This is a genomic window from Teichococcus wenyumeiae (assembly GCF_003696345.1).
Classification (GTDB): Bacteria; Pseudomonadota; Alphaproteobacteria; order Acetobacterales; family Acetobacteraceae; genus Pseudoroseomonas; species Pseudoroseomonas wenyumeiae.
In genome coordinates this window covers 105,962-130,139 of the sequence record NZ_RFLX01000003.1, presented here as the reverse complement: position 1 = coordinate 130,139, position 24,178 = coordinate 105,962, and the positions used below count along the sequence as shown (strand labels likewise).

Annotated in this window: 19 protein-coding genes; 14 read left to right on the top strand and 5 right to left on the bottom strand. The window is 69.4% G+C overall.

Annotation, left to right across the window (positions count from 1 at the left end):
* Positions 1-61: 61 nt before the first annotated feature.
* Positions 62-1,279 (bottom strand): MFS transporter, encoded by a 1,218-nt coding sequence (locus EBE87_RS06015; protein WP_199707273.1) that lies wholly within the window; start codon positions 1,277-1,279, stop codon positions 62-64.
* Positions 1,280-1,520: 241 nt separating this feature from the next.
* On the opposite strand from EBE87_RS06015, the gene treY reads away from it, so the two are divergent.
* The 8 genes from treY (at position 1,521) to EBE87_RS05975 (ending at position 12,294) form a co-directional block, all read left to right on the top strand.
* On the top strand, positions 1,521-4,160 hold the full coding sequence (gene treY / locus EBE87_RS06010) for a malto-oligosyltrehalose synthase (RefSeq protein WP_120637751.1): 2,640 nt from the start codon (positions 1,521-1,523) through the stop codon (positions 4,158-4,160).
* A gap of 167 nt (positions 4,161-4,327) precedes the next feature.
* Positions 4,328-5,395 (top strand): glycosyl hydrolase family 8, encoded by a 1,068-nt coding sequence (locus EBE87_RS06005; protein WP_120637752.1) that lies wholly within the window; start codon positions 4,328-4,330, stop codon positions 5,393-5,395.
* A 128-nt stretch (positions 5,396-5,523) separates the two neighbouring features.
* Positions 5,524-8,535 carry an ATP-binding protein gene (locus EBE87_RS06000; protein ID WP_120637753.1) on the top strand — a complete coding sequence of 1,004 codons (3,012 nt, stop codon included), beginning with the start codon at positions 5,524-5,526 and terminating at the stop codon, positions 8,533-8,535.
* Between the two features lie 35 nt (positions 8,536-8,570).
* Complete coding sequence (locus EBE87_RS05995; RefSeq protein WP_233560046.1) at positions 8,571-9,311, top strand: response regulator transcription factor; 741 nt, start codon at positions 8,571-8,573, stop codon at positions 9,309-9,311.
* The gene (locus EBE87_RS05990; protein ID WP_120637755.1) at positions 9,308-10,045 is read left to right on the top strand and encodes an HD-GYP domain-containing protein; all 738 of its coding nucleotides are present in this window, start codon (positions 9,308-9,310) and stop codon (positions 10,043-10,045) included. Before EBE87_RS05995 ends, EBE87_RS05990 begins: the two co-directional genes overlap by 4 nt.
* A gap of 74 nt (positions 10,046-10,119) precedes the next feature.
* Entirely contained in the window at positions 10,120-10,875 is a 756-nt protein-coding gene (locus EBE87_RS05985; protein ID WP_122139933.1) for an SDR family oxidoreductase, read from the top strand.
* Positions 10,876-11,102: 227 nt separating this feature from the next.
* Positions 11,103-11,585, top strand: a complete 483-nt coding sequence (locus tag EBE87_RS05980; protein ID WP_199708255.1) for a RodZ family helix-turn-helix domain-containing protein — start codon at positions 11,103-11,105, stop codon at positions 11,583-11,585.
* Between the two features lie 52 nt (positions 11,586-11,637).
* Positions 11,638-12,294, top strand: coding sequence for a general stress protein (locus tag EBE87_RS05975; protein WP_122139932.1), 657 nt, complete (start codon positions 11,638-11,640; stop codon positions 12,292-12,294).
* A 120-nt stretch (positions 12,295-12,414) separates the two neighbouring features.
* Here EBE87_RS05975 and EBE87_RS05970 read toward each other — a convergent pair whose 3' ends face one another.
* Positions 12,415-13,470 carry a polyprenyl synthetase family protein gene (locus tag EBE87_RS05970; protein WP_408887702.1) on the bottom strand — a complete coding sequence of 352 codons (1,056 nt, stop codon included), beginning with the start codon at positions 13,468-13,470 and terminating at the stop codon, positions 12,415-12,417.
* Positions 13,471-13,557: 87 nt separating this feature from the next.
* On the opposite strand from EBE87_RS05970, the gene EBE87_RS05965 reads away from it, so the two are divergent.
* The 3 genes from EBE87_RS05965 to EBE87_RS05955 all read left to right on the top strand — a co-directional run bounded on the left by EBE87_RS05965 (position 13,558) and on the right by EBE87_RS05955 (position 16,563).
* Positions 13,558-14,412, top strand: coding sequence for a tRNA1(Val) (adenine(37)-N6)-methyltransferase (locus EBE87_RS05965; protein WP_122139931.1), 855 nt, complete (start codon positions 13,558-13,560; stop codon positions 14,410-14,412).
* A gap of 288 nt (positions 14,413-14,700) precedes the next feature.
* On the top strand, positions 14,701-15,894 hold the full coding sequence (nhaA, locus tag EBE87_RS05960) for a Na+/H+ antiporter NhaA (RefSeq protein ID WP_456316296.1): 1,194 nt from the start codon (positions 14,701-14,703) through the stop codon (positions 15,892-15,894).
* 192 nt (positions 15,895-16,086) lie between these two features.
* Positions 16,087-16,563: a GNAT family N-acetyltransferase gene (locus tag EBE87_RS05955; RefSeq protein ID WP_233553404.1), complete on the top strand. Its 477-nt coding sequence runs from the start codon at positions 16,087-16,089 to the stop codon at positions 16,561-16,563.
* Between the two features lie 53 nt (positions 16,564-16,616).
* On the opposite strand, the gene EBE87_RS05950 is transcribed toward EBE87_RS05955, so the two are convergent.
* Positions 16,617-17,048 carry a GNAT family N-acetyltransferase gene (locus EBE87_RS05950; RefSeq protein WP_199707820.1) on the bottom strand — a complete coding sequence of 144 codons (432 nt, stop codon included), beginning with the start codon at positions 17,046-17,048 and terminating at the stop codon, positions 16,617-16,619.
* A 178-nt stretch (positions 17,049-17,226) separates the two neighbouring features.
* Complete coding sequence (locus EBE87_RS05945) at positions 17,227-17,679, bottom strand: bleomycin resistance protein (protein ID WP_233553403.1); 453 nt, start codon at positions 17,677-17,679, stop codon at positions 17,227-17,229.
* 958 nt (positions 17,680-18,637) lie between these two features.
* On the opposite strand from EBE87_RS05945, the gene EBE87_RS05935 reads away from it, so the two are divergent.
* A complete protein-coding gene (locus EBE87_RS05935) occupies positions 18,638-19,816 on the top strand; it encodes an acyltransferase family protein (protein WP_147426189.1) in 1,179 nt (392 codons plus the stop codon).
* 106 nt (positions 19,817-19,922) lie between these two features.
* Here the strand turns inward: EBE87_RS05935 and EBE87_RS05930 are convergent, their stop codons facing one another.
* Positions 19,923-20,639 carry a haloacid dehalogenase type II gene (locus EBE87_RS05930; protein WP_199707812.1) on the bottom strand — a complete coding sequence of 239 codons (717 nt, stop codon included), beginning with the start codon at positions 20,637-20,639 and terminating at the stop codon, positions 19,923-19,925.
* A gap of 278 nt (positions 20,640-20,917) precedes the next feature.
* On the opposite strand from EBE87_RS05930, the gene EBE87_RS05925 reads away from it, so the two are divergent.
* Complete coding sequence (locus EBE87_RS05925; RefSeq protein WP_120640403.1) at positions 20,918-23,149, top strand: glycosyltransferase family 4 protein; 2,232 nt, start codon at positions 20,918-20,920, stop codon at positions 23,147-23,149.
* Entirely contained in the window at positions 23,146-24,171 is a 1,026-nt protein-coding gene (locus EBE87_RS05920; RefSeq protein ID WP_122139930.1) for an NAD-dependent epimerase/dehydratase family protein, read from the top strand. Before EBE87_RS05925 ends, EBE87_RS05920 begins: the two co-directional genes overlap by 4 nt.
* Positions 24,172-24,178 lie beyond the last annotated feature (7 nt).

Here is a 24,178-nt window from a genome sequence, read left to right as displayed (position 1 = left end):
GCCGCACGCCGAGAAGTCTCTGGTCCGCCTCAACCAGATCGGCAGGTTCTGCCAGCTTCTCTCAGGCCGCGCGCCGGGCCTTGCTGAGGTCCGGCAGCAGCACGACCAGCAGGCCCACCAGCGGCAGCAGGGCGCAGAGCTGATAGACCAGCCGGATGGAGGTGGCATCGGCCACGGCGCCCAGCACAGCGGCGCCAATACCCCCCAGGCCGAAGGCCAGCCCGAAGAAGATGCCGGATACCAGGCCCACCTTCCCCGGCAGCAGTTCCTGCGCATAGACCAGGATAGCCGGGAAGGCCGAGGACATCAGCAACCCGATGATGATGGTGAAGGCGCAGGTCATGCCCAGCCCGACATAGGGCAGCGCCAGCACGAAGGGCAGCGGGCCCAGGATGGAGATCCAGAGGATCGTGCGCCGCCCGAAGCGGTCGCCCAGCGGCCCGCCCAGGATGGTGCCCGCCGCCACTGAGGCGAGATAGGCAAACAGGTAGAACTGCGCCTGCTGCACTGTCACGCCGAAGCTGTCGATCAGGTAGAAGGTGTAATAGCTGGAAAGCGAGGCGGTGTAGACGTTCTTGGAGAAGGTCAGCGCCACCAGCACCAGGATGGCGCGGCGCACCAGCCCGCTGGGGAACTTGGCCGGCAGCACGGAGCCCGCCGCCTTCGGCGCCCGCTGCCGCTCCCGGTACCAGCGGCCGACGAAGCCCAGCACCACCATGCCCGCCAGCGCCACCAGGGAGAACCAGGCGATGCTGGCCTGCCCGCGGGAGATCACCACCAGCGCCGCCAGCAGCGGCCCGATGGCCTGCCCCGCATTGCCGCCGACCTGGAACAGCGACTGCGCCGCGCCATGCCGCCCGCCTGAGGCCATGCGCGCGACGCGCGAGGCTTCCGGGTGGAAGATGGAGGACCCCATGCCGATCAACGACACCGCCAGCAGCAGGATGGGGTAGCTGTTCGCCCAGGCCAGGATCAGGATGCCGATCAGGCTGAAGCCCATGCCCAGCACCAGCGAAAAGGGATGCGGACGCCGGTCGGTATAGAGACCCACAACCGGCTGCAGGATGGAGGCAGTCATCTGGAAGGCAAGCTGGATCAGCCCGATCTCGCTGAAGCTGAGGGCAAATTCCACCTTCAGGATCGGGTAGATGGCCGGGATCATCGACTGCATCAGGTCGTTCATCAGGTGCCCGGCGCTGACCGCGAGCAGGATGCCCATGGCCATCTGGCCTCCCGCAGTCAGGGGCCGGAGGGTGGCATCGGGAGTGTCGCGGGGCATGGGCTCACCTGAAGGGAATGATGTCCGGTCTTCGCGGACTGGTCCGGCTCTCGGAGGCCGGGCGGCCATGCTGCCAGACAAAGCGGCCGATGCGCCAGACAGCGGGCTGGCTTCGAGGCTTGGCGTTGCGGCTTTGTAACCTCGTGCACGCCAGCAGCCGTCCTGTCATGATTCGTTTGCGGGTTCTGCAACCCGCGCTGCGGCAATGCGTCATGCACCCACGGTGAGGAGGTTTCCCAGTATGACGCAGCCCGTTTCCAGCACCCCGCGCGCCACCGCGCGGCTGCAGTTCCATGCGGGCTTCACGTTGGATGACGCTGTGCCGGTGGTTCCCTATCTCGCCCGCCTCGGCATCAGCCACCTCTATGCCTCGCCCATCCTGCAGGCCCGCGCCGGCTCCACCCATGGCTACGACACCACCAGCCATCGGCACGTGAACCCCGAACTGGGCGGCGAGGACGCGCTGCGCCGGCTGGTGGCGGCGCTGCGGCAGCACGGCATGGGCCTGCTGCTGGACATCGTCCCCAACCACATGGGCGTCAGCGGCGACGACAACGAGATCTGGCTGGACGTGCTGGGTCATGGCCCCGGCAGCCAATACGCCCAGTTCTTCGACGTGGACTGGGAGTCGGACGACCCGGCGCTGCACGGCAAGATCCTCGCGCCCTTCCTGGGCAAGCCCTATGGCGAGGCGCTGCGCGACGGCGAACTGAAGCTGGCGAAGCGCGGCCCCACGGGCATCGCCGTGGACTACTTCGACAACCTCTTCCCCATCCGCCCCGAGGACGCGCCCCAGGCCCTGGCGGAGATGGAGGCCCTGAACGCCGATACCGACGAGGCCCGCGCCCGGCTGCATGAGCTGCTGGAACGCCAGCATTTCCGCCTCTCCCACTGGAAGCTGGCCTCCGAGGAAATCAACTGGCGCCGCTTCTTTGATGTCACCAGCCTCGCCGGCGTGCGGATCGAGGTGCCGGAGGTCTTCGAGGAAAGCCACGCGCTGATCCTGCGCCTCTATGCCGAGGGGCTGATCGACGGGTTGCGCATCGACCATGTGGACGGCCTGGCGCAGCCCGGCGCCTATTGCCGCAAGCTGCGCCGCCGCATGGCCGCCGCCGCCCACCTGCGACCGGCCGATGCGCCGAAGGTCGAGCCCTATATCGTGGTGGAGAAGATCCTGGCCCCCGGCGAGTCCATGCCCATCGACTGGCAGGTGGACGGCACCACCGGCTACGAGTTCATGGACCAGGTCTCCGCCGTGCTGCACGACCCGGAGGGGGAAGCACCGCTCTCCCTGCTGTGGAAAGAAGTTTCCGGCAGCGCACGGGACTTCCCAGCCGAGGAACGCCTCGCCCGCCGCCAGATCCTGCGCGACAACCTGGCCGCCGAGCGGGAGGCCTGCGCCCGCGCCCTGCACCGCATCGCGCGCTCGGACATCATGACGCGGGACATCCCGCTGGCCGCCATCCGCCGCGTGCTGACCGAAATCCTCGTGCATTTCCCGGTCTACCGCACCTATACCCGCGCCGGCCGCGCCACCTCCCAGGATGCCACGGTGATGCTGCGCGCGGTGGGCGCCGCCCGGGCCAACCTGCCGCTCTCGGACCACGACGTGCTGGACCACCTCTACCAGTGGCTGGGCGAGGAGCGCATCCGCCAGATGCCCGCGCCGCTGCGCCGGCTGCGGCTGGTGGCCCGCACGCGCTTCCAGCAGCTTTCCTCCCCCACCGCCGCCAAATCGGTGGAGGATACCGCCTTCTACCGCTATGGCCGCCTGCTCTCCCGCAACGAGGTCGGCTCGCATCCCGACGAGCTGTCGCTGCCGCCGGAGGAATTCCACGCCGCCTGCCAGGAACGGCTGGCGCGCTACCCCGGCGCCCTGCTCGCCACCGCCACGCATGACCACAAGCGCGGCGAGGATGTGCGGATGCGCCTGGCGGTGCTGTCCGAGATCCCGGACGAATGGGCCGCCACCCTGCGCGGCTGGCTGAAGGCGGCGGAACCGCTGCAACAGTCGCTGGAGACCGGCACCGCGCCGGAGGGCGGCGAGGCCGCCATGCTGTTCCAGATGCTGGTCGCCTCCTGGCCCCTCGGCCTGAAGCCTGAGGATCGCGCCGGCATCGCCGAATGGGCCGGGCGCCTTGCCGGCTGGCAGCAGAAGGCGATGCGCGAGGCCAAGCGCCGCTCCGGCTGGAGCATGCCGGACGAGGACTACGAGAACGCTTCCCGCGACTACATGGATGGCGTGCTGGACGGCGATGCCAACCCGGACCTGCTGCACGGCATCGCCCACTTCGCCGCCCGCATTGCCCCCGCCGCCGCGGTGAAGAGCCTGGCGCAGACCACGCTGCGCCTGACGGTGCCTGGCGTGCCCGACCTCTACCAGGGCACCGAATACTGGGATGAGAGCCTGGTGGACCCCGACAACCGTCGCCCGGTGGACTTCACCGCCCGCGCCACAGCGCTGGAGCAGGCATCGGACGCCACCGCCCTGCTGCCGCACTGGCAGGACGGCCGGGTGAAACAGGCGCTGATCCACGCCCTGCTGCGGCTGCGGCAGCAATGGCCGGACCTCTTCCACCAGGGCAGCTACGAGCCGCTGGAGGCCACCGGCCCACGCGCCCACGAGCTGCTGGCCTTCCGCCGCCGGCACCGGGAGCAGGAGCTGCTGGTGGTGGTGCCGCTGCGCGCGGCGCCGCTGATGGGCGACTCCGCCGCGCCGCTCTTCCCCACCGGCAGCTGGCGTGACACCAGGCTGCCGCTGCCTGCTGGCGACGGCGGCTGGCGGTGCCTGTTCAGCGGGCGGGATGCCGGTGCGGAAGCCTTGCCGATGGAGTGGCTGGAGCAGCACCTGCCACTGCTGGTTCTTCAGCGCGGCTGTTGAGCCGAACTTCAACCCCGCATTTGACCCACCGCGATCACATTTATCTTACAACTTCAGACACTAAGTAACGCTTAACGCATGCACGCCTTGCGTGCATTATGAAGACGTAAGGAACGCAATACGGTGGTGCCCCGGCACCACCCCCCCCTGGGTCTGGCTGGAGTAACATGGTCAGCAGTCTGACAAGGCGGAGCTTCGCAGGGCTGGCGGCGGCGTTCGCCTGGAGCGCGACGCGGACCACCGGCCATGCCGAGTTGGGCCTTTCCTACCCGACCCCCAATCCCGGTGAATGGGCGCTGTTCCGCGAGCGCTTCATGACCCCCGGTGGCCGCATCGTCGACACCGGCAACGGCAATTCCTCCCATTCCGAGGGCCAGGGCTGGGCGCTGCTGATGGCCGAGGCGCATGACGACCGCGCCACCTTCGACCGCGTGCTGGCCTGGACCCGGCGGGAGCTGAAGCGCCCCTACGACTCGCTGCATGCCTGGCGCTGGATGCCCAACCGCCCGATGGCGGTGGAAGACGGCAACAACGCCGCCGATGGCGATATCTTCATCGCCTGGGCCGTGGCCCGCGCGGCGCGCCGCTGGAACCGGCCAGAACTGCAGGAAATCTCCGCCGCCATCTGCGCCGACCTCGTCCGCCTCTGCGTGCGGGAGGTGGCCGGCCGCACCGTGCTGCTCCCCGCCGCCGCCGGCTTCGAGCGGCGCGACCATGTGGTGGTGAACCCCTCCTACTACATCTTCCCCGCCCTGGCCGATCTCGCCGCCAGCGCCGGCGGCCCCTGGATGGATCTCTACCGCGACGGCCTGCTGCTGTTGCAGGAAGCGCGCTTCGGCCGCTGGGGCCTGCCGCCGGACTGGGTGCAGCTCTCGCGCCAGGGTGGCCGGCCCACCCCGGCCAGCGGCTGGGCGCCGCGCTTCTCCTACGATGCCATGCGCGTGCCGCTGTACCTCGCCTGGGGTGGCCTGGCCTCGGAACCGGCGGCACGTGCCGCCGTAGCCTTCTGGACCTGGAATGGCCTGCCCTACCAGCCGGCCTGGACCGAATTCTCCAGCGAGCAGCTGGCCTCCTACCCGATGGGCCCGGCGCATCGCGCCATCGCTGCGCTGGCGCAGTCCCCGGCCGGCCCGGTGGCCCTCCCCTCGGTGCGGGACGCGCAGGATTACTACACCGCGGCGCTGACCGTACTGTCCCATGTGGCGCTGGCGGAGCGGCTGCCCTCGCTTGCCTGACCGGATACCACAGCTCGGCAAAGCATCTTGTGATATGGCGAACCTGGCGGCACAAGCACGCATGGGAGAGTCATGACGATGCCGCTCGCCAGTTCAGCCGCCCGCCTCGCGGTCGAGAACCACCCGGCTTGACGGGCCAGCGGGCCATACGACGCGCCAGCCCGCTGGGCCGCGACGCCCCCCTGTCCCGCCGCCTCGGCCTTGCCGTGCTGGGCGTCACCGCGCTGCTGCTGACCGGCGGCGTCACCATCTCCCTCGCCATGGACCGTGCCGCCACCGAGCGGCAGGTGATCCGCGAGATCAGCGTGCTGGCCGATAACCTCGCCGCCCGGACCAGCGCCCTGCTGGGCGGGCTGGACCAGGCGCTGCTGACCCTGGCGCGCCTGGAAGCCGCCGGCCTGCCGCGTGACATGCTGGCCGCCGCGCTGGCGACGCAGGAAAGCACCCTGCCCAATGGCGTCGTGCTGGCGCTGCTGCATCCCGACGGCCTGCCGGATATCGCCACCGAATCCGGCCGCCGCCGGCTCGTCGGGCTGGACCACGGTGCCCTGGCCCGGATGCTGGCGGCGCTGCCCGCCGGAACCCAGGCCGGGCCGCCGGTGCTGGGTGTCCCGATCCGCAGCCCCTTCGGCAACCTCCTGCCGATGATCCGCCGCCTGCCCGATGGCCGCGCCGCGCTGGCCCTGCTGCCCTTGCAGCAGCTGGAAGGCTTCCACGCCTCCCTGAACCTCTCGCCCGGCGGCTCCATGGCGCTGCTGGACCGGGACAACCGCCTGATGGGCCGCATGCCCCCCGGCCCGCCGGAGGCGATCGGCCTCGATATCCTCCAGACCCAGCGCTGGGCGGCGCCGGAGCAGCCGCCGCAGGGATGGAACGGCCGCGTCGTCTCGCTGATCGACCAGATGAACCGCTTCACCGCCTTTCGGCCGGTGCCGGGCTACAATGTCGCGGTGGCCGTGGGGCTGGATGGCAGCGAGGCGCTTTCCCAATGGGCGCGGCGCGCCTGGCTGGGGGGCGGGCTGACGCTGCTGGCCCTGGCCGCCGCCGGCATCGGCCTGCTGCTGGTGGGGCGGGAAGCCCGCCGGCGGCTGCTGGAGCAGGCCGCCGCCACCGCGCGGCTGGAGCGGCTGGCCCGCGGTTCCGCCGGCATCGCGGCGGTGTCGGAACTGCCGGCGCTGCTGGGCCATATCGGCCGCCTGGCGCGGCAGGCGCTCTCCGTTCCCTATGCCTGCATCACCCTGCAGGACAGCGAGCGGCAGGATTCCGCCGCCTCCCAGCGCGCCATCAGCCTGGCGCCGGAAGGCGGCGAGCCCGCCCCGCTGGCCCCCGCCGTCACCACCGAGCTGGAGGCCTGGGCCACCGACCGCGCCCGCGCCGCCGATGCCCTGCCCCGCCTCTTCCCCGCCGAGGGCGGCCTGCCCGCCCGCGCCTGTATCGGGCTGCGGGACGAGCAGGGCCGCGTGCTGGGCGCCCTGGTGGTGGCCGGCCACCCGGACGGCTTCCTGCCCGATGACGAGGCCATGCTGGCGCAGCTCGCCCGCTTGGCCGAGATCGCCATCCGCAACCGCGGCCTGATCGCCGCCGCCCATCGCGCCGCCGAGGAAGCCAGCACGGCGCGGGAGCGGGTGGAACGGCTGCTGGAGGCCGTCAGCGACGGTTTCGTCGCGCTCGATGCCGGCTGGTGCTTCACCTATGCCAATGCCGCCGCGCTCCGCATGATGCGCCTGGCGCGGGAGGATGTGATCGGCCGCTCCATCTGGGCGCTGTTTCCGGAGCTGATCGGCATGGAAGCCTTCGAGCACCTCCAGGCCGTCGCCTCCCGCGGGCAGGAGCGGGATTTCGAGCAGTCTCTCGAGGCCGACCAGCGCTGGTTCGAGGCCCACGCCTTCCCCGCCGCCGATGGCGTGGCGATGTTCTTCCGCGATGTCAGCGAGGCGCGGCGGGCGCAGCACCAGATGCAGCAGGGCCAGCGCATGGAGGCGGTGGGCCGGCTGACCGGCAGCGTGGCGCATGACTTCAACAACCTCCTCGCCGTCATCTCCGGCAATGCCGAGATGCTGGAGGAGGACCTGGCCGACGACCCCGGCGGCCGCCACTCCGCCTGGCTGATCCGCGACGCCGCCGAGCGCGGCACGGCCCTGGTGCGCCACCTGCTGGCCTTTGCCGGCCATCAGCCGCGCCTGAAGCCGGAGGAAGTGGTGCCGGAGAAGCTGCTGGACAGCATGATGCCGCTGCTGCGCCGCGCCGTGAGCCAGAAGGTGCAGATCAACCTGGTGCTCGGAAGCGACCTGCCGCGCCTGGAGCTGATGGCCGGGCAGGCGGAGAACGCCATCCTCAACCTCGCCGTCAATGCGCGGGACGCCATGCCGGATGGCGGCGTGCTGACCCTGGCGGCCGAGGCCGTGACGCTGGAAGAGGAGGCGCTGGAAGGCTTCCCCGAGGCCCGGCCCGGCCGCTTCCTGCGCCTGACGGTGAGCGACACCGGCTTCGGCATGGCGCCGGACGTGCTGAAGCGCGCGACGGAACCCTTCTTCTCCACCAAGGCGAAAGGCCAGGGCGCCGGCCTGGGGCTGGCCAGCGTGATGTCCTTCGCGCGGCAGCATGGCGGCGTGCTGCGGCTGGACAGCCTGCCCGGCCAGGGCACCCGCGTGATGCTGATGCTGCCCGAGTCGGAGGCCCCGGCCGCCGCTGCCCCCGCCGCCTTCCTGCCGCCGCCACGCGGGGATGAGCTGGTGCTGCTGGTGGAGGATGAGGCGGCGCTGCGCCACAGCATGGCGGCGCAGCTCACGCGACTCGGCTACCAGGTGACCACGGCGGAAGGCGGCCCGCAGGCGCTGGCCATGCTGGACGATGGCCTGTGCCCCGACCTGCTGCTCTCCGATGTTATCCTGCCCGGCGGCATCAGCGGCCCGCGCCTGGCAGTGATGATGCAGGAGCGGCTGCCGGAGCTGCGCGTGCTGCTTGTCTCCGGCTACGCGCTGCCGGACGCTGCCATGGAAGCCGGGCTGGAGAATGTGATGCTGTTGGCCAAACCTTTGGATGCATCCACACTGGCGCTCCACCTCCGGAGGTTGTTGGATGCTCCTGCCGCACCCTTGCGGCTGCAATCGGCGGAGTTTCACGCGCGGGGGTTGGTATAGTGCAAACCAATCGCTATGATTTCGGTATGGACCGGATGACCGCTGACCCGGCGGCGGTGCCCCCGCCATGTCCGGATGGCCTTTTGCAGGACGGGCGTGTCCCGCTTGTCCTTGTTGAGGATGACCATGCGCTGGCCGACACGCTGGCCCGCGCATTGGAACGCGACGGATTCTGCGTCGAGGTCGCCGGCACATTGGCCGCCGCCCGCGCCGCCGACCTGTCGACCGCCCGCATCGTGCTGGTGGATATGGAACTGCCGGACGGCAATGGCCTCGCCATTGTGCGGGAACTGGCCGGGCGGCGCGACCGCGGCATCCTGATGCTGAGCGGCCGCACCACCGAGCCCGAGCGCATCCTGGGCCTCGAGCTCGGCGCCGATGATTTCCTCACCAAGCCCTTCTCCATGCGGGAAATGACGGCGCGCATCCGCGCCGTGCTGCGCCGCCTGGAGGAACCCGACCAGGCGGGGGACGAGACGGTGGAAGCCGTCGGCGTGACCCTTGACCCCTCCCGCCAGCGAATCGTGGCCCCCGATGGCACCGAGCAGCGCTTGACGGGTGCCGAGGCCGGGCTGCTGGGCCTGATGCTCACCGCCCCCGACCGGGTGGCGGAACGTGAGGTGGTGGCGCAGCAGGTGCTGGGCTACGCGCTGCAGCCGCAGCAGCGCGGCGTGGACCAGTTCGCCTCCTCGCTGCGGCAGAAACTGAGCAGCGCCTCCAACGGGCGCATCCAGATCACCGCCGTGCGCGGACGCGGCTACCGGCTGGTCTGGTGAGCGCGGTGATGCAGGCCCGGGCGGTAAAGCCCGGGCCGCCTCCCGTCCCCGATGGCGGCGACCTGTCACGCCAAAGCCTGCGCCTGCTGGCCGCCCTGCGCCGCCACCACCCCACCAGCGCCGACCATTCCATCCGCGTCGCCACCGTGCTGCTGGCCATGAGCACCTGCGCCAAGGGCGCGCTGGGCGACCCGGCCATGGTGGTGGCCGCCGGGCTGATGCATGACCTGGGCAAGCTCTTCCTGCCGCTTTCGCTGCTGGATGCCGCGCGCGGCCTGACGCGGGCGGAGCTGAAGGCCATGCGCGCCCATCCCGTCACCGGCGCCGAGACCCTGACCGCGCTGCGCTTCCCCGAGCCGGTGGTGGCCGCCGCGCGCGACCATCATGAGCGCTGGCAGGGCGGCGGCTACCCCAGCGGCGGCCGGGGGGAGATGCTGCCCGCCCTTTCCCGCGCCGTCTGCGTCGCCGATTCCTTCGTGGCCATGATCGAGCCCGGCCGCGTCTACCGCCCCCGCCTGACAGTGGCGGAAGCATTGACCGAGGTGGAAAGCTGCTCCGGCAGCCAGTTCGACCCCGGCTTCGCCCGCCTGCTGGTGGAAGGGCTGGGCCCGGCCTTCCAGCAGGAACTGGGCCTGGATGCCGCCCCCGGCCGCTGGCGCGTCCGCAATGGCGAGGGCCTGCTGCTCTCCAACCGCCTGGAACACGCCCTGGGCCTGCCCCCCTGCCCCTGGTGAAGCCGGCTTGCCTGCGCCCGCCGCGCGCCGCAGGTTAAGCCGCAACGGGAATCGCCAAGGGAGGGATCATCCGAATGGCTGAAAGCAAGATCGCCGTCGTCACCGGCGCCGGCAGCGGCGTGGGCCGCGCGGCCGCGCTGTCGCTGCTGGGCGCGGGCTGGAGCGTCGCGCTGGCGGGCCGCCGCGCCGATGCGCTGGAGGCCACCATCGCCGCCGCCGGCGAGCATGGCAGCCGCTGCCTGGCCGTGACCACGGATGTGAGCGAGCCGGAGGCGGTGAACGCCCTCTTCGCCGCCGTGCAGGAGCGCTGGGGCCGCTGCGACCTGCTGTTCAACAATGCCGGGCGCGGCAGCCCCGCCGTGGATGTGGACGAGATCGCGCTGGAAGACTGGTTCGGCACCGTGGCCGCCAACCTGAACGGCGCCTTCCTCTGCGCCCAGGCGGCCTTCCGCATGATGAAGCACCAGGACCCGCGCGGCGGCCGCATCATCAACAACGGCTCCATCAGCGCCCATGCGCCCCGGCCCTTCTCGGCGCCCTATACCGCCACCAAGCACGCCATCACCGGCCTGACCAAGTCGCTGAGCCTGGACGGGCGGCGCTGGGACATCGCCTGCGGCCAGCTCGACATCGGCAATGCCGCCACCGAGATGACGCAGCGCATGACCAATGGCGTGCCCCAGGCCAATGGCACCACCATGGTGGAGCCGCGCATGGATGTCCGCCATGTGGGCGAGGCCGTGCTGCACATGGCCTCCCTGCCGCTGGAGGCCAATGTGCAGTTCATGACCGTGATGGCGACCAAGATGCCCTTCGTCGGGCGCGGGTAAAGCCGGGCGTTACAGGTTTTTCACGGCCGGCCAAGTGCCGGCCGTGGCCGCCGGAAGTACGCAAAAACAAGATCTCCGTCCCTCCAGAACAACGTCCCGGCAGAACCGCCACTTTATTACCCGGCGCTTTTTCCGCGATGTCTACGCAAACGTAGAAGCCCTCAGCCGTTAAGGCCGCATACGACGGCAACTTGGCCGTCAAAGAAGAAGACAGAGGGAGACTACGCATGCGGTCCACTTCCACAGCCATGGCCCTGGCCGTCACCCTGCTGCTGGCCCCTGCCGCCATGGCGCAGACGCAACAAGGCACCACCGGCTCCGGCACCACCATGCCCCCCGCCGCCGGCACTGCGCCGGGCACGGGTACCACGGCAGCCCCCGGCGCTGGCACCGGCACCACGGCAGCCCCCGGCATGGGCACCGGCACGGACATGAACCGGGGCGCTGCCACCCCCGGCGCGGCCGGCACCAATGCCGCCCCGCGCGACAGCTCGCCGCCCACCACCACCACGCCCGCCGCCGGCGCCAACAGCTTCACCGAAGGTCAGGCCCGCCGCCGCATCGAGGATGCCGGCTACACCGACGTGCAGGAGCTGAAGAAGGACGACAAGGGCGTCTGGCGCGGCCGCGCCATGCGCAACGGCGCGCAGACCGATGTTGGCCTCGACTTCCAGGGCAAGGTCGTGACCGGCAACGCCCCGGCGCAATAAGCGCCCAGGCACGCGGAAACCCACAAGAACCCTGCAGGATAGGTAACGAGCCATGCAAAAGATGATCACGCGGATGTTCGACACCCGCGACCACGCCCTGGCCGCCGTGCGCGACCTGGAGGCGGCCGGCTTCTCCCACGACGACCTCGGCATCGTCGCCAGCAATTCCGACCGGACGGGCGTGACGGATGTCCGCTCCGAGCATGACACCGGCCATGCCTCCTCGGGCACCGGCATCGGCGCCACGCTGGGCACCCTGGTCGGCGGCGGCGCGGGCCTGGCGGCGGCGCTGGGCGCCATCGCCATCCCCGGCATCGGCCCCATCGTCGCGGCCGGTGCGCTGGTGGCGACGCTGACCGGCGCCGGTGCCGGCGCGCTGGCGGGCGGCATCATCGGTGGCCTGACCGGCGCCGGTGTCAGCGAGAAGGACGCGCCCGTCTATGCCGAGGGCATCCGGCGCGGCGGCAGCCTCGTGACAGTGCGGACGGACGAGAGCCGCGCCGCCGAGGTCGAGGCCATCCTCGCCCGCCACAACCCGGTGGACATGACGGCGCGCGAGGCGGATTACCGCGCCGGCGGCTGGACCGGCTATGACGATAGCACGCCGGTGGACCCGGTGACCGACCCGGCGCGCGGCACCCGCACCACCACCACCACGCCGACCGACCCGCTGGTGCCGGGGGCCGGCATCCCCGACCGCCGCATCTAAGGGCTCAGGCCCAGAGGCCTCGCCCGCATGCGCGGCGGGGGCCTCGCTGAAACAAAAAAGGCGGCTCCCGCTCTGCGGGGCCGCCTTTCAGCATGTCAGCGCGGAGAACGTCTGGGCGCGTCAGCGCGCCCGGGCGATGCAGAATTCCACCACGTCGATCAGCGCCCGCTTTTCCGCATTGTCAGGGAAGCAGGCCAGCGCGGCGATGGCGCGGTCGCCGTAATCGCGTGCGCGGGCAATGGTGTCGTCGAAGGCGCGGTGCTTCTGCATCAGTTCCAGCGCATGCGGCAGGTCGGCCTCTTCCTGCTGCCGCTCTTCCAGCACGCGGCGCCAGAAGGTCTTCTCCGCCTCGTCGCCCCGGTTGAAGGCCAGCAGCACGGGCAGCGTGATCTTGCCTTCGCGGAAGTCGTCGCCGACCGTCTTGCCCAGCTTTCCCTGCTCGGCCGAATAATCCAGCGCGTCATCCACCAGCTGGAAGGCGACGCCCAGGTTGCGGCCATAGCTGTCCAGCGCCTCGGCCTCGCTTACCGGGCGGTCGGCCACCACGGCGCCGACGCGCGTGGCCGCGGCAAACAGCGCCGCCGTCTTGCCCTCGATCACGTCGAGATACTGCGCCTCGGTGGAGGAGGTATCGTTCTGGATGACGAGCTGCAGCACCTCGCCTTCCGCGATGGTGGCGGAGGCGCTGCACAGGATGCGCAGCACTTCCAGCGAGCCGTCTTCCACCATCAGCTCGAAGGAGCGGGCGAAGAGGAAATCGCCCACCAGCACGCTGGCCTGGTTGCCGAAGACGGCATTGGCGCTGGCGCGGCCACGGCGCAGGTCGCTCTCGTCCACCACGTCGTCATGCAGCAGGGTGGCGGTGTGGATGAACTCCACGCAGGCAGCGAGCCGCACATGCCGCTCGCCGCGATAGCCGCACATGCGCGCGGCGGCCAGCGTCAGCAGCGGCCGCAGGCGCTTGCCGCCCGCCGCGATCAGATGCGCCGCGAGCTGCGGGATCAGCGCCACCGGGCTTTGCATCCGCTCCAGGATCTGGCGGTTGCAGGCGTCCAGATCTTCCCGCACCAGGGCCACCAGGGCGGTCAGCGCGTCCTCGCCATCGGCGGTCGGGGTGGTCTGTAGGGCGGGGGAGCTCACGCGGACATTGTCTCTCTCTGCTGGCGGCGGCACCATAGCCAGAGGGGTCGGGACCAGCAAGCCAGCCCTCCATGCCTCGGCACATCGCGTCGCCTGCCGAAAAATCAAGGAGTTGTTCTCGGAATGCCGCCTGCGGCGACAACCCCCGCCCCCGGCGCGGAGCCGCCCTGCGCCGAAGCGCCCGGCCCACGGCACACTCCGCACGCCGCGGCACCTCCGGAAATCCCGCAGGCCGAAACAGCCGATGCCGAAACCGAGGATACGCTGCTGGCCGGCCGCGTGCGCCTGCGCCAGCCGCGCGTGGGGCTGCGCGCTGGCCTTGATGCCGTGCTGCTGGCCGCCAGCATCCCTGCCCGCCCCGGGCAGGTGGTGCTGGAAGGCGGCTGCGGCAGCGGTGCCGTCTTTCTCTGCCTGCTGGCCCGCGTGCCCGGCCTGCGCGTGCTGGCGGTGGAGCGCGAGCCCGCCCTGGCTGCCCTCGCCCGCCGCAACGCCGCGCTGAATGGCGTGGCGGAGCAGGTGACGGTGCTGGAAGGCGATATCGCCGACCCGGCCCTGTTGCGTGGCCAGCCGCGCCCGGACCATGCCTTCGCCAACCCGCCCTACTGGCCCGGCGGCACCGCGCCGCCGACCCGCCTGCGCGCCGCCGCGACGCATGAGGGCACCGGCCCCGGCCTGCCGGAATGGGCGGCGGCCCTGGCGGCGCCGCTGGCGCACAAGGGCAGCCTGACCTTCGTGCTGCCCGCCGCCCGCTTCGCGGAAGCCGCCATCGGGCTGCAGCAGGCCCGCTGCGGCGGCGTGGCGTTGCTGCCGCTCTGGCCCCGCGCCGGGCAGCCGGCGCGGCGCGTGCTGGTGCAGGGCCGCAAGCACAGCCGGCAACCGGACTGGCTGCACCCCGGCCTGGTGCTGCATGACGAGGGCGGCTGGACTGCCGGCGCGCAGGCCGTGCTGCGGGACGCCGCGCCGCTGCCGTTGCGGTAAGGCACCGCCTTCCAAACCTTCCTTTCCGTCCCTCGCTTGTTTGGCATCGCCGCAGGTGACCTGGAGCGGCCCTCGTCGCAGCAAGACAGCCCGAAGAGGCTCCGGCTTACCTGTTGCTGGAGTTCATCCTGCTCCCGCAGGCGCGGAGGTGGGGAGCGGTGAGTGTGCCTGGCTCGGTTGCGAGCGCGCTGGCCCGATGCCATAGAAGCCCCGGGTGTTCGCGCCGGAATGGCGCGGGCAGGGTTCAGCGTTGGTCGGGCCGCCAGCGGGAAAGCCTATGCCCGGAGCATGCCCATGGCTCAGCAGCACCACGCCCAGCCCAGCGCCTTGCGTCGTTTCCTTGATGGCCAGTCCTCTGCGGGATTGGTGTTGATGGGTGCGGCTGCTCTGGCACTGGTGATCGCCAATTCACCCTTCGGGCCGGGCTATGAGGCCCTGCTGCACGCCTATGTCGGGCCGCTTTCCGTGGCGCACTGGATCAACGATGGCCTGATGGCCGTGTTCTTTCTGCTCGTTGGCCTCGAGATCAAGCGCGAGGTGCTGGACGGCCAGCTCTCCACCTGGCCGCGCCGTGCCCTGCCGGGGATCGCCGCCGCCGGGGGCATGGCGGTGCCGGCGCTGGTCTACCTGGCCTTCAACCCTGGCCCCACGGCCCATGGCTGGGCCATCCCGGCCGCCACCGACATCGCCTTCGCCCTTGGCGTCATCTCCTTGCTCGGCAAGCGCGTCCCGGCTTCCCTGCGGGTCTTCCTGACGGCCTTGGCCATTATCGATGACCTCGGCGCCGTGGTCATCATCGCGCTGTTCTACACGGCAGGGCTCTCGCTGCCTGATCTGATGGGCGCCGCCGCCGTGGTGGCGGTGCTGGTCGGGATGAACCGGCTCGGGGTACGCCGCCTGTCGCCCTACCTCCTGCTCGGGCTGGCGCTCTGGGTACTGGTGCTGCGTTCTGGCATCCACGCCACGCTCGCAGGCGTGGTTCTCGCCTTCACCATACCCCTGCAAGGCACCCCCGGGCGCCCGGATGAGGAAAGTAGCAGCCCGCTGCACCGGCTGGAGCACAGCCTGCACCTGCCCGTCGGCTTCATCGTGGTGCCGATCTTTGGCCTGGCGAATGCGGGCGTGCCCTTCCTCGGCCTGCCCATGGAGGCCCTGGCAGCGCCTGTCACGCTCGGTGTCGGGCTCGGGCTGCTGGTTGGCAAGGTGGTGGGCGTGCTGGGGTTCACGCTGCTGGCCATCCGCCTCGGGCTCGCGGACATGCCAGCCTATGCCGGGCGGCTGCAGATGACGGGGACGGCGCTGCTCTGTGGCATCGGCTTCACCATGAGCCTCTTTATCACCTTGCTGGCCTTTCCCGGTGACCCGCTCCTGCAGGCGGAGGCCAAGATCGGTATTCTCGCAGGCTCCTTCCTGTCCGGCTTGCTTGGCTACACCCTGCTGCGCGTGGCGCCGCAGGACTGGCCGGGCACGTCGTCCCGGTAGGCTCCAGGAACGGACGGTAACGAGTGCCTGGCTCTCCAGGCGCCCGATGTCTGCTTTCCACCCTCAGCGGTAGCCTCGGCTGGGCAGGCTATCGCCGGGTCCGATCTTTGCGGTCCTACCGCCACCTTCCCATGGCATGTGTGGTACTGACCGCGTCACGAAGCAGAAAATCAAGCCCGGGGGCAGTTGGTGATGCAGGTCCGTCGCTTTGAAGAGCCAGACGCTCAGGCCTTGGCTGAATTGATGATTGAGATGGCTGGCTTCTACGGCGCCACCATCGATCCCGATCTGGTGGTCGTCGAGGACATCATCCGGCAGGCACGGCAAGTGGATATCATCGTTGCTCATGATGACACTCACCTGCTCGGCTTTGCCACATTCGCCTCACTCTACCCTGTCGCTGGCCTGCTTGCCTTCACCTATGTCCAGCAGGTTTACGTCGGTCAGACCGCACGTCGTCTTGGTGTCGCACAGGCATTGATGGCGGAAATTGCACGAGCCGCGAAGGCGGCAGGCAGCACGCGGGTTGAGTGGTCCACCTCAAGGGAGAATACGGCAGCGCGGTCGCTGTATGATGGGCTCGGCGCTGATGGATCTGACAAGGTGTACTACGTGCTGGATCGGGAGGCCCTCGATCGGCTGGCGGTGCGAGGGCAGCAAGGCGCGTAGGTTCGCTGTCCACCCCACTCAGCCGCCAGCCCGCAACACCCCTTACCTGTTGCTCAGGAGCCTGGCGCTACCAGGCGCCGCATTGGAAAGGCGGGTTTGCCGCCAAAAGAACGGACCGGTTCGCCAGTGTCCTGATAGCCATAGGTCAGGTAGAAGGCATGCGCGGTGATCGTGCTGGTCAATGTGCAGACTGTATGACCGGCTTCGACGGCACGCTGTTCCATGGCGCGCATCAGGCCGGTACTGACACCCTGCCGCCGCGCCCAGGGCGCGACGTAATTCAAGGCGATCCTGCCGCTCGGCAGGAGGGAGCCCACCCCGGCTATTCCGGCGGGCCCCACGCCCACGAAACCCCCGGCGGGCTCCGCCTCAATCCAGGCGCGCACCTGCTTTGGCGTCTTGTTGGCCAGCCAGTGCTCCAGAATAGCGGGATCGCCTTCATGATCCGCCTGGCACAATTCCTCGACGGAGCGGCGGATGACCATGCAAGCCTCGGCTGCTTCGTCAGGCTGCGCCGCTCGAAAGGTCCACATGAGGCCACCCCAGCACCGGAAGGCATTGAGATTACCTTCGGTTCGCCAGCCTGTGGAGTGGAGCACTGCGGAGCCCGCTGAAAGGGAATGCCGCTTTCCACCCCATCCAACGGCTGCTCCGGCAAACCCATCAGACCTCCTGATGGGGACGAGTCCCGAGGCGTTGTGAGAAGCGGATGAGATAGCCATCAGGGTCTTGGACGAGGAACTGCCGGACCCCTATCTCCAGTTCCTCGGCACGGTACCACTTGTCCTCAGGCTGCATGAAAAGCGGCCAGTTGGCTGAGGCCAGTGCATCCAGAACAGGTTGGATGGCGGGTAAGGCGATCTGGAAGTTGATGCCCCGCCCGTAAGGAGGGTCGAGCGGGCCAGTGATCCAGTTACGGCTCCTGCCCTGCTCTTCCAACATGACCTGGGCACCAGAGTGTTCGATGAAGGCGAAGCCTTCGTAGAGCCTTTCGAACATGATCCTGAACCCGCAGAGGTCGCGCCAGAAGCGCAGGCTCTGCGCGACATCGGCAACCAGCAATTCGGGCACAAGAGCGGCCATGGATGGCGCTGGATCAGCGGATACGGCGGTCATGAATCAGTCCTAACGGCAGGGCATATTACTCAGCAGACGCCACGGGCAGTCCAGCCCCGTCGGACACCCCACACAGGTCTGCCTCCCACCGGTCCGGCGGCAGTGCCCTGCCGGGCAGGCTACCGCTGGGTCCGCCCCCGAAGCGATCCTTCATTTCGAATGGCCCTGAGCTTTCTCTGTTGAAGAAGCGGTGAAAGTGGGCTTGGGCGGAATCCGCATCGACGTCTGCATCGTCTACTGCCTCGGAGGAAGTTGTTGCCGAACTTCTGCCTGATGCCGGCTTCGAACAGCCGACCCGGTTCTTTTCGAGCCTGTTCCGGGGGGCATGCCTGGCGAAGCGCGCCAGCGACCAGCGAGGCCAGGCGCCACCGCAACGGGTATCACTGAGCGACCCTCGTCTGCTTCCCACCCCGGCCAGGGCCGACCCGCAGCAACCCTGCAGCCTATCCACAGGGACGTTTCCCGTTTGTGGAGACCCATACCGCGAACAGTTCACCCGTGCGCCTTTCCCGAGCGGCGGCAAGCCCCTCGCGCCTAGACCATCCATGGACGCGATCGTTGCCTTCAGGTCACCCAGCACCGCGCCTGCCACGAGCCTTCAGGCGTGGCTTTGCGCGCAAGAGGTGACCAGGACAACCATTAGTCCCTGAATGGCCATTAGGATGGCGGCAGCAGCCGTGAAGGTCAGCCAGTTCTCTGTCGGCGCGGCATTCCTCTCTTTACAGGAACGCCAACTAGTCCACGATCGGCGGCAGCGTGCAACGGCCTCCCCTTCCCGCCCCCATTCACGACATGCGCGGCAGCCTGAACCGCAGGCGAGCCGCTGTCACAAAGATCCCAGAAATCGCAATCGTTGCATTGACAAAATGGGTTCAGGCTTTATCTTGAACAGTCGAAAAATGATATTTTTCGACATTTAAGAAACTTACCTAAGATGTAAGTTCTGGGGGAGCATGCCTTGATCGCCACTGTTGAAGGGACCAGCAGACGTTCCGGTCCAGCTCGCATCGAGCAACTGGATGCACTGCTCGGAATGGCTGCCTTGTGCGTTGTGCTGAATCACTATGTTCAGGTGGTTCCAGAAACCGTGCGGCAGGCTGCTCAGATATCCGATTTGAGTCAGCTGGAAGCCTGGGCCTCCCTCTGGACCTGGCTTCGCTTCACGCCGCTTCGGCTGATGATCAACGGCCAGGCCGCCGTCATGGTGTTCTTCGTACTGAGCGGCTTCGTGCTCTTCGCAAGCCTGCAGGCCCAGCCACGCATCTCCTGGACCACCTTCCTGATCAAACGCTTCAGCCGCATCTACGTTCCATTCGCCGTCGTCATCATCGCGGCTGCAGCGGCATACCAGATCGCGCACCCGGTTCCATCGGCCGCCAGCAGTGAGTGGCTGAACGGCCTGCTGATGATGACGATGACCTACTCGCTGCCAGCGCACCTCCTGATGACCGGCGAGCCTGACGGCATGACGCTGAACCCGGTTATCTGGACACTGATCCACGAGATGCGCGTCGCGCTGTTCATTCCAGCCATCTTCGCGCTGTGCCGCGCGGCGGGTGCCGTCAAGACGCTGCTTCTGTGCACGATGATTTCCGTCATGGCATCTTTCTCGATGCCCGGCTTCCTGTCCGGCTCGTGGCAGAACACGTTCCACTTCCTGTGGATGTTCGTCGCCGGCGGCGCCTTGGCCATGCACAGGATGAAGATCGTGGCGACGCTGAACCGGCTGCCGAGGATGAGCACGCTTGGCCTCTGGGCCCTGGCCGCCGCGCTGCTCCTGGCGGGGATCGACAGGGTATGGTCCGACCTTCTGGTCGGGCTGGGTGCGTGCCTCGTCATTGCGCTCTGCCTGTCGCCCAATCTGGTCACGCGGACGCTCAACACGGGCCTGCCACGGTGGCTCGGACGGATCTCCTACAGCCTCTACCTCGTTCACCTGCCCATTCTCATCGTGGCGCTGGGTGCCGGCGCGCCGCTGATCGCCCTGCCCTTGCTGCTGGCGCTGACCTTCGTGGTATCGGATGTGATGTTCCGGGTCGTGGAAGCGCCCGCGCAGCGCCTGGCATCAAGCTTCGCCAAGTGGCTGCCGACGATCAGGCAGCCCTTCCAGGCGCCGGCAGCCACCGCCGCACGCTGACAGCCACGGAAGACCGCGGCTCGGATGATCCACGCCAGCCGCGCCACGGCGGCGTGGTGAATGCCTGCGGCGGCGACCAGCCCGGTCAGGCTGGCACCGCGCCAGATCAGTCCCGGGCCGGCAGGAGCAAGGCCGCGGCGCCATCCAGGTCCGGAACTTCCGCATAAGGCAGCCAGTCCGGGTTGCCCCGCTGCCCCAGCCGGTTCACCCAAATGCCCCGCACCCCAAGGTCGTGGCACGCCTTCATGTCGAGAAACATGCCCATCGCGACATGAACCGTCTCGTCCTTCGTCACCCCCATCGTACGGTAAGCGTGCTCGAAGAGTTGCCGGGACGGCTTATAGGCTTGCGCCCGCTCGGCGGTGATGACGTAGTCGAAGGGCACGCCGATCCGCGCCACGTTGTGGACGATGAGATCCTCATCAGAATTCGTGAAGATCGCCAGCTTGTAACGCTCGCGCAGCCGCCGCAGCGCCTCCGGCACCTCGGGATGCGGGCCCATGGTAGGGATCGCGGTGGCGAGCCGTTCCACCACATCCGCGCCGGCAGCCAGGCCGTGCTCCGCCAGCGCCGCGCGGAAGCCGGTGCGCAGGATGTCCTTGTAGAGCCGGTGGGGCCGCTCGGCCTCAAGGCGGCGCGAATGCCCCGAGAATGTATCGAGCACCGCGGAAGCTTCCGCCGCGTCCCTGCCCTGCACGGCAAGAACCGCGCCGATCTCCCGCAGGAGCACCTCGTACCACTGCACCAGCGTGCCGTAGCAGTCGAAGGTGATGACCTTCGGTGCGGGATCGAGCTCGAACATCGCGGCATCGGGTCGGGGCATCAGGAAGCCTGCGGTTGCTGTCGCGCCAAGGCTAGGCCAAGCGGCGCCCATGCGCATCCGGAAAGCGCCCGGCTCCCGCCCTGGCCAGCCTCAGCCGGCCTGGCCGCCCGGACGAGCAGCACAGCAACCGGCCGCGCCCGTGCCTGCCTTTCAACGCGGTGACCAAGGCCCGGCCCGGCACATGGGCGCGACGGCAAGCCCCGGTCCCACCGTTGCACCGGCCCGGCCCGTGCTTTACCAGACCGACCTGCCCCCGGCTCACGGAACCAGACATAAGCATGGCCCTTCCCCCCTCCGACCCGGACCAGCTGCTGCGGCTGGCCGATAGCCACCGGGCGGCCCGCGACTACCTGGCGGCCGCCGCGGCCTACCGGCAGTTCGTCGCCCTGCGGCCGGAGAACTGGTCCATCATCGTGCAGGAAGGCCATTGCCTGAAGGAAGCGGGGCGGGTGGCCGAGGCCCTGGCCCGCTATCGCGAGGCCGAGGTCCTGGCGCCCAAGGATGCCGACCTCCAGGTGCAGATCGGCCATGCGCTGAAGATCCTCGGCCGCTGGCGCGACGCCGCCCGCGCCTATGCCCGCGCTCTGTCCCTGCAGCCCGGCAACGAGGACGCGCGGCGGGAGGCCGAGGCCACCGCCGAATGGATGGCCGGCCCCGAGATCGAGGCCGCCGACCGCGCCGCCCTGGGCGACGATGCCGATATCCTGCCGGCGGAGGAGGACGAGGCCGCCGTGCGGGTGGTCTTCGACATCACCGACGTGCTGCTTTATTTCAACGCGGACCGTACCCCCACGGGCATCCAGCGGGTGCAGATCGGCATCGTCACCCGCGCGCTGGCTTCTCCACCGTCCGGCATGGGCGTCTCCCTGGCCATCTTCGACCTGCGGCAGCGCTGCTGGCGGCCGGTGGACCGTGCCGGCTTCCGGCGCCTCTGCACCCTCGCCGCTTCCGGCTCCGACCCCACGGACCCGGAATGGGTGGCACTGCGCAATGCCATGCGCCGCCGCGCCAATGCCGCGCCACCGCTGCGCTTCCCGCGCGACGCGCTGCTGGTCAACCTCGGCAATTCCTGGAGCATGCCGGATTATTTCCGCGCGCTCCGCATCGCGCAGCGGGAGAGCGGGCTGCGCTACATCCCCTTCGTGCATGACTGCGTGCCGCTGATCGTGCCCGAGCATTGCCTGATGACGCTGGTGCAGAACTACGTGCGCTGGTTCGCGCCGCTGGGCCTGCACGCCCATGGCATCCTCTGCAATTCCGAGAACACGCGGCGGGATGTGCAACGGCTGACGGAGCAGCTCCGCCCCGGCCTGACGCCACCCGCCTATGTGGTGCGGCTGGATGCCGACCCGCGCGCCCTGGTGCCGCCGGGCGGCGATGGCGGGCTGGCCGCCCTGCGCGTGCTGGGGGAGGCGGAGGAATTCGCCCTCTTCGTCGCCACGCTGGAAAGCCGCAAGAACCACCTGATGGTCTTCACCGCCTGGCTGAACCTGCTGCGCAAGCACGGGCCGCAGGCGGTGCCGCGGCTGGTCTGCGTCGGCAAGCTCGGCTGGCATGCCGATGCGGCGATGAGCCTGCTGGAAAGCTCGCCGGAACTGAAGCGGCACGTGGTGCTGATGCCGCATGTCTCGGACCAGGAACTGGACGCGCTCTACGACCGCTGCGCCTTCACCGTCTACAACAGCCACTATGAAGGCTGGGGCCTGCCGATCACCGAGGCGCTGGCGCATGGCAAGGTCGTCATCACCCCCGCCCATTCGGCGCTGACGGAAGCCGGCGGCGATGCCGCGCTCTATTTCGCGCCGCAAAGCCTGCCGGAACTGACCGAGAGGCTGGAACAGGTGATCCTGGACCCCGCCTTCCGCGCCGCGCAGGAAGCCGTGGTGCGCGAGAAGGGCCGGCCCCGCTCCTGGGACGCGGTGAAGGACGAGGCGATGGATGCCATCGCCGCCCTGGCCGCCCGCCCGGCGCAGCCGGCGGCGGATCGGTTCACGCTGGAACCCGGCCGCTATTACAGCCTGCGCCGGCAGGACAGCATCGAGCTGTCGCTGGAGCCGGTGCTGGCCGACATGGTGCGGGAAGGCCCCGGCTGGTACCCGCTGGACGACTGGGGCGTGCACTGCGCCGCCGGCCTCGCCACCCTGCGCCTGCCGCTGCCGGAGCAGGAGGGCGGCCCCGCGCCGCTGCGCCTGGCGCTGGAGATGCAGGCACCCAGGATGGCCATGGAGGTGCTGCTGCGCATCCGGCTGCCGGACGCGGCGCCGCTGCTCTTCTCCGTGCCGCTGGCGGCCGAGGAAGCCGCCACCTGCCTCTTCGACCTGCCCGCCACCGCCGCCCGCGTGCTGGAGGTGGAGATCGACAGCGGCGAGGGCCTGCCCGCCCTGCAGCATGGCGAGGCCCGGCGCCTCGGCCTCGGGCTGCGCGGCTTCATGCTCTGCCGCCTGGATGACCACATGTCCCGCCTCGCCTTTCTGGAAAGCCGGAGTTTCACCAGCGTGAATGCCGAATGAGTGACCTGTCCCACAACCTCGCCGGCGCGCATGTGCTGGTCACCGGCGCCGCTGGTTTCGTTGGCGCCGCGCTGTCGCAGCGCCTGCTGGCAGAAGGCGCCCGTGTCACCGGCTGCGACAACCTCAACGACTATTACGACCCGGCGCTGAAGGAAGCGCGGCTGGCGACGCTGCGGCCGCATCCGCAATTCGCCTTCCACCGCGTGGAACTTTCCGAAGCCGGCGCGCTGGGCACGCTGTGGCGGGACGCGAAGCCGGATTACGTGGTGCATCTCGCGGCCCAGGCCGGCGTGCGTTACTCCATCGACAATCCACGCGTATACGCCGCCGCCAATCTCACCGGCTTCCTGGAAGTGCTGGAAGCGGCGCGTGAGACGCCGGTGCGGCACCTGATCTACGCCTCCTCCTCCTCGGTCTATGGCGCCAATACCAAGGTGCCGTTCAGCGAGCGGGACGCGGTGGAGCAGCCGGTCTCCCTCTACGCCGCCACCAAACGCTCCAACGAGCTGATGGCGCAGACCTATTCCCACCTCTACCGCATCCCCGCCACGGCGCTGCGCTTCTTCACGGTCTATGGGCCGATGGGCCGGCCGGACATGGCCTATTGGGGATTCACCAAGGCGCTGTATTCCGGCGCACCCATCAAGGTCTTCAACCACGGCAACGTCTGGCGCGACTTCACCTATGTGGATGAGATCGTGGAGGCCATCGCCCGCCTGGCGCCGCGCCCGCCGGCCGAGCCGGATGAGCCCGGCCGCGTCGCCCCCGCCACGCCGCACCGCATCTTCAACATCGGCAACGACACGCCGGTGAAGGTGGACGACTTCCTGGCCATCCTGGAAAAGCTGACCGGCCGCAAGGCCAACCGCCAGGACGTGCCGATGCAGCCGGGCGATGTGGAGCGCACCTGGGCGGATGTCTCCGCGCTGCGCGCCGCCATCGGCTTCGCGCCGCGCACGCCGCTGGAGGAAGGGCTGCGCCGCTTCGTCGAGTGGTACAAGGAATACCACCAGATCCGCTGACGGCGCC

What these genes read in the sequence shown, in the direction of transcription:
- EBE87_RS05965 (WP_122139931.1), top strand. Translation starts at nt 13,558, where the DNA reads ATGCCGCCTGCGGCGACAACCCCCGCCCCCGGCGCGGAGCCGCCCTGC.
- EBE87_RS05955 (WP_233553404.1), top strand. Translation starts at nt 16,087, where the DNA reads ATGCAGGTCCGTCGCTTTGAAGAGCCAGACGCTCAGGCCTTGGCTGAA.
- EBE87_RS06005 (WP_120637752.1), top strand. Translation starts at nt 4,328, where the DNA reads ATGGTCAGCAGTCTGACAAGGCGGAGCTTCGCAGGGCTGGCGGCGGCG.
- EBE87_RS05950 (WP_199707820.1), bottom strand. Translation starts at nt 17,048, where the DNA reads ATGGTCATCCGCCGCTCCGTCGAGGAATTGTGCCAGGCGGATCATGAA.
- treY (WP_120637751.1), top strand. Translation starts at nt 1,521, where the DNA reads ATGACGCAGCCCGTTTCCAGCACCCCGCGCGCCACCGCGCGGCTGCAG.
- EBE87_RS05925 (WP_120640403.1), top strand. Translation starts at nt 20,918, where the DNA reads ATGGCCCTTCCCCCCTCCGACCCGGACCAGCTGCTGCGGCTGGCCGAT.
- EBE87_RS05970 (WP_408887702.1), bottom strand. Translation starts at nt 13,470, where the DNA reads ATGGTGCCGCCGCCAGCAGAGAGAGACAATGTCCGCGTGAGCTCCCCC.
- EBE87_RS05975 (WP_122139932.1), top strand. Translation starts at nt 11,638, where the DNA reads ATGCAAAAGATGATCACGCGGATGTTCGACACCCGCGACCACGCCCTG.
- EBE87_RS05995 (WP_233560046.1), top strand. Translation starts at nt 8,571, where the DNA reads ATGACCGCTGACCCGGCGGCGGTGCCCCCGCCATGTCCGGATGGCCTT.
- EBE87_RS06015 (WP_199707273.1), bottom strand. Translation starts at nt 1,279, where the DNA reads ATGCCCCGCGACACTCCCGATGCCACCCTCCGGCCCCTGACTGCGGGA.
- EBE87_RS05930 (WP_199707812.1), bottom strand. Translation starts at nt 20,639, where the DNA reads ATGCCCCGACCCGATGCCGCGATGTTCGAGCTCGATCCCGCACCGAAG.
- EBE87_RS05920 (WP_122139930.1), top strand. Translation starts at nt 23,146, where the DNA reads ATGAGTGACCTGTCCCACAACCTCGCCGGCGCGCATGTGCTGGTCACC.
- EBE87_RS05945 (WP_233553403.1), bottom strand. Translation starts at nt 17,679, where the DNA reads ATGACCGCCGTATCCGCTGATCCAGCGCCATCCATGGCCGCTCTTGTG.
- EBE87_RS05980 (WP_199708255.1), top strand. Translation starts at nt 11,103, where the DNA reads ATGCGGTCCACTTCCACAGCCATGGCCCTGGCCGTCACCCTGCTGCTG.
- EBE87_RS05985 (WP_122139933.1), top strand. Translation starts at nt 10,120, where the DNA reads ATGGCTGAAAGCAAGATCGCCGTCGTCACCGGCGCCGGCAGCGGCGTG.
- nhaA (WP_456316296.1), top strand. Translation starts at nt 14,701, where the DNA reads ATGCCCATGGCTCAGCAGCACCACGCCCAGCCCAGCGCCTTGCGTCGT.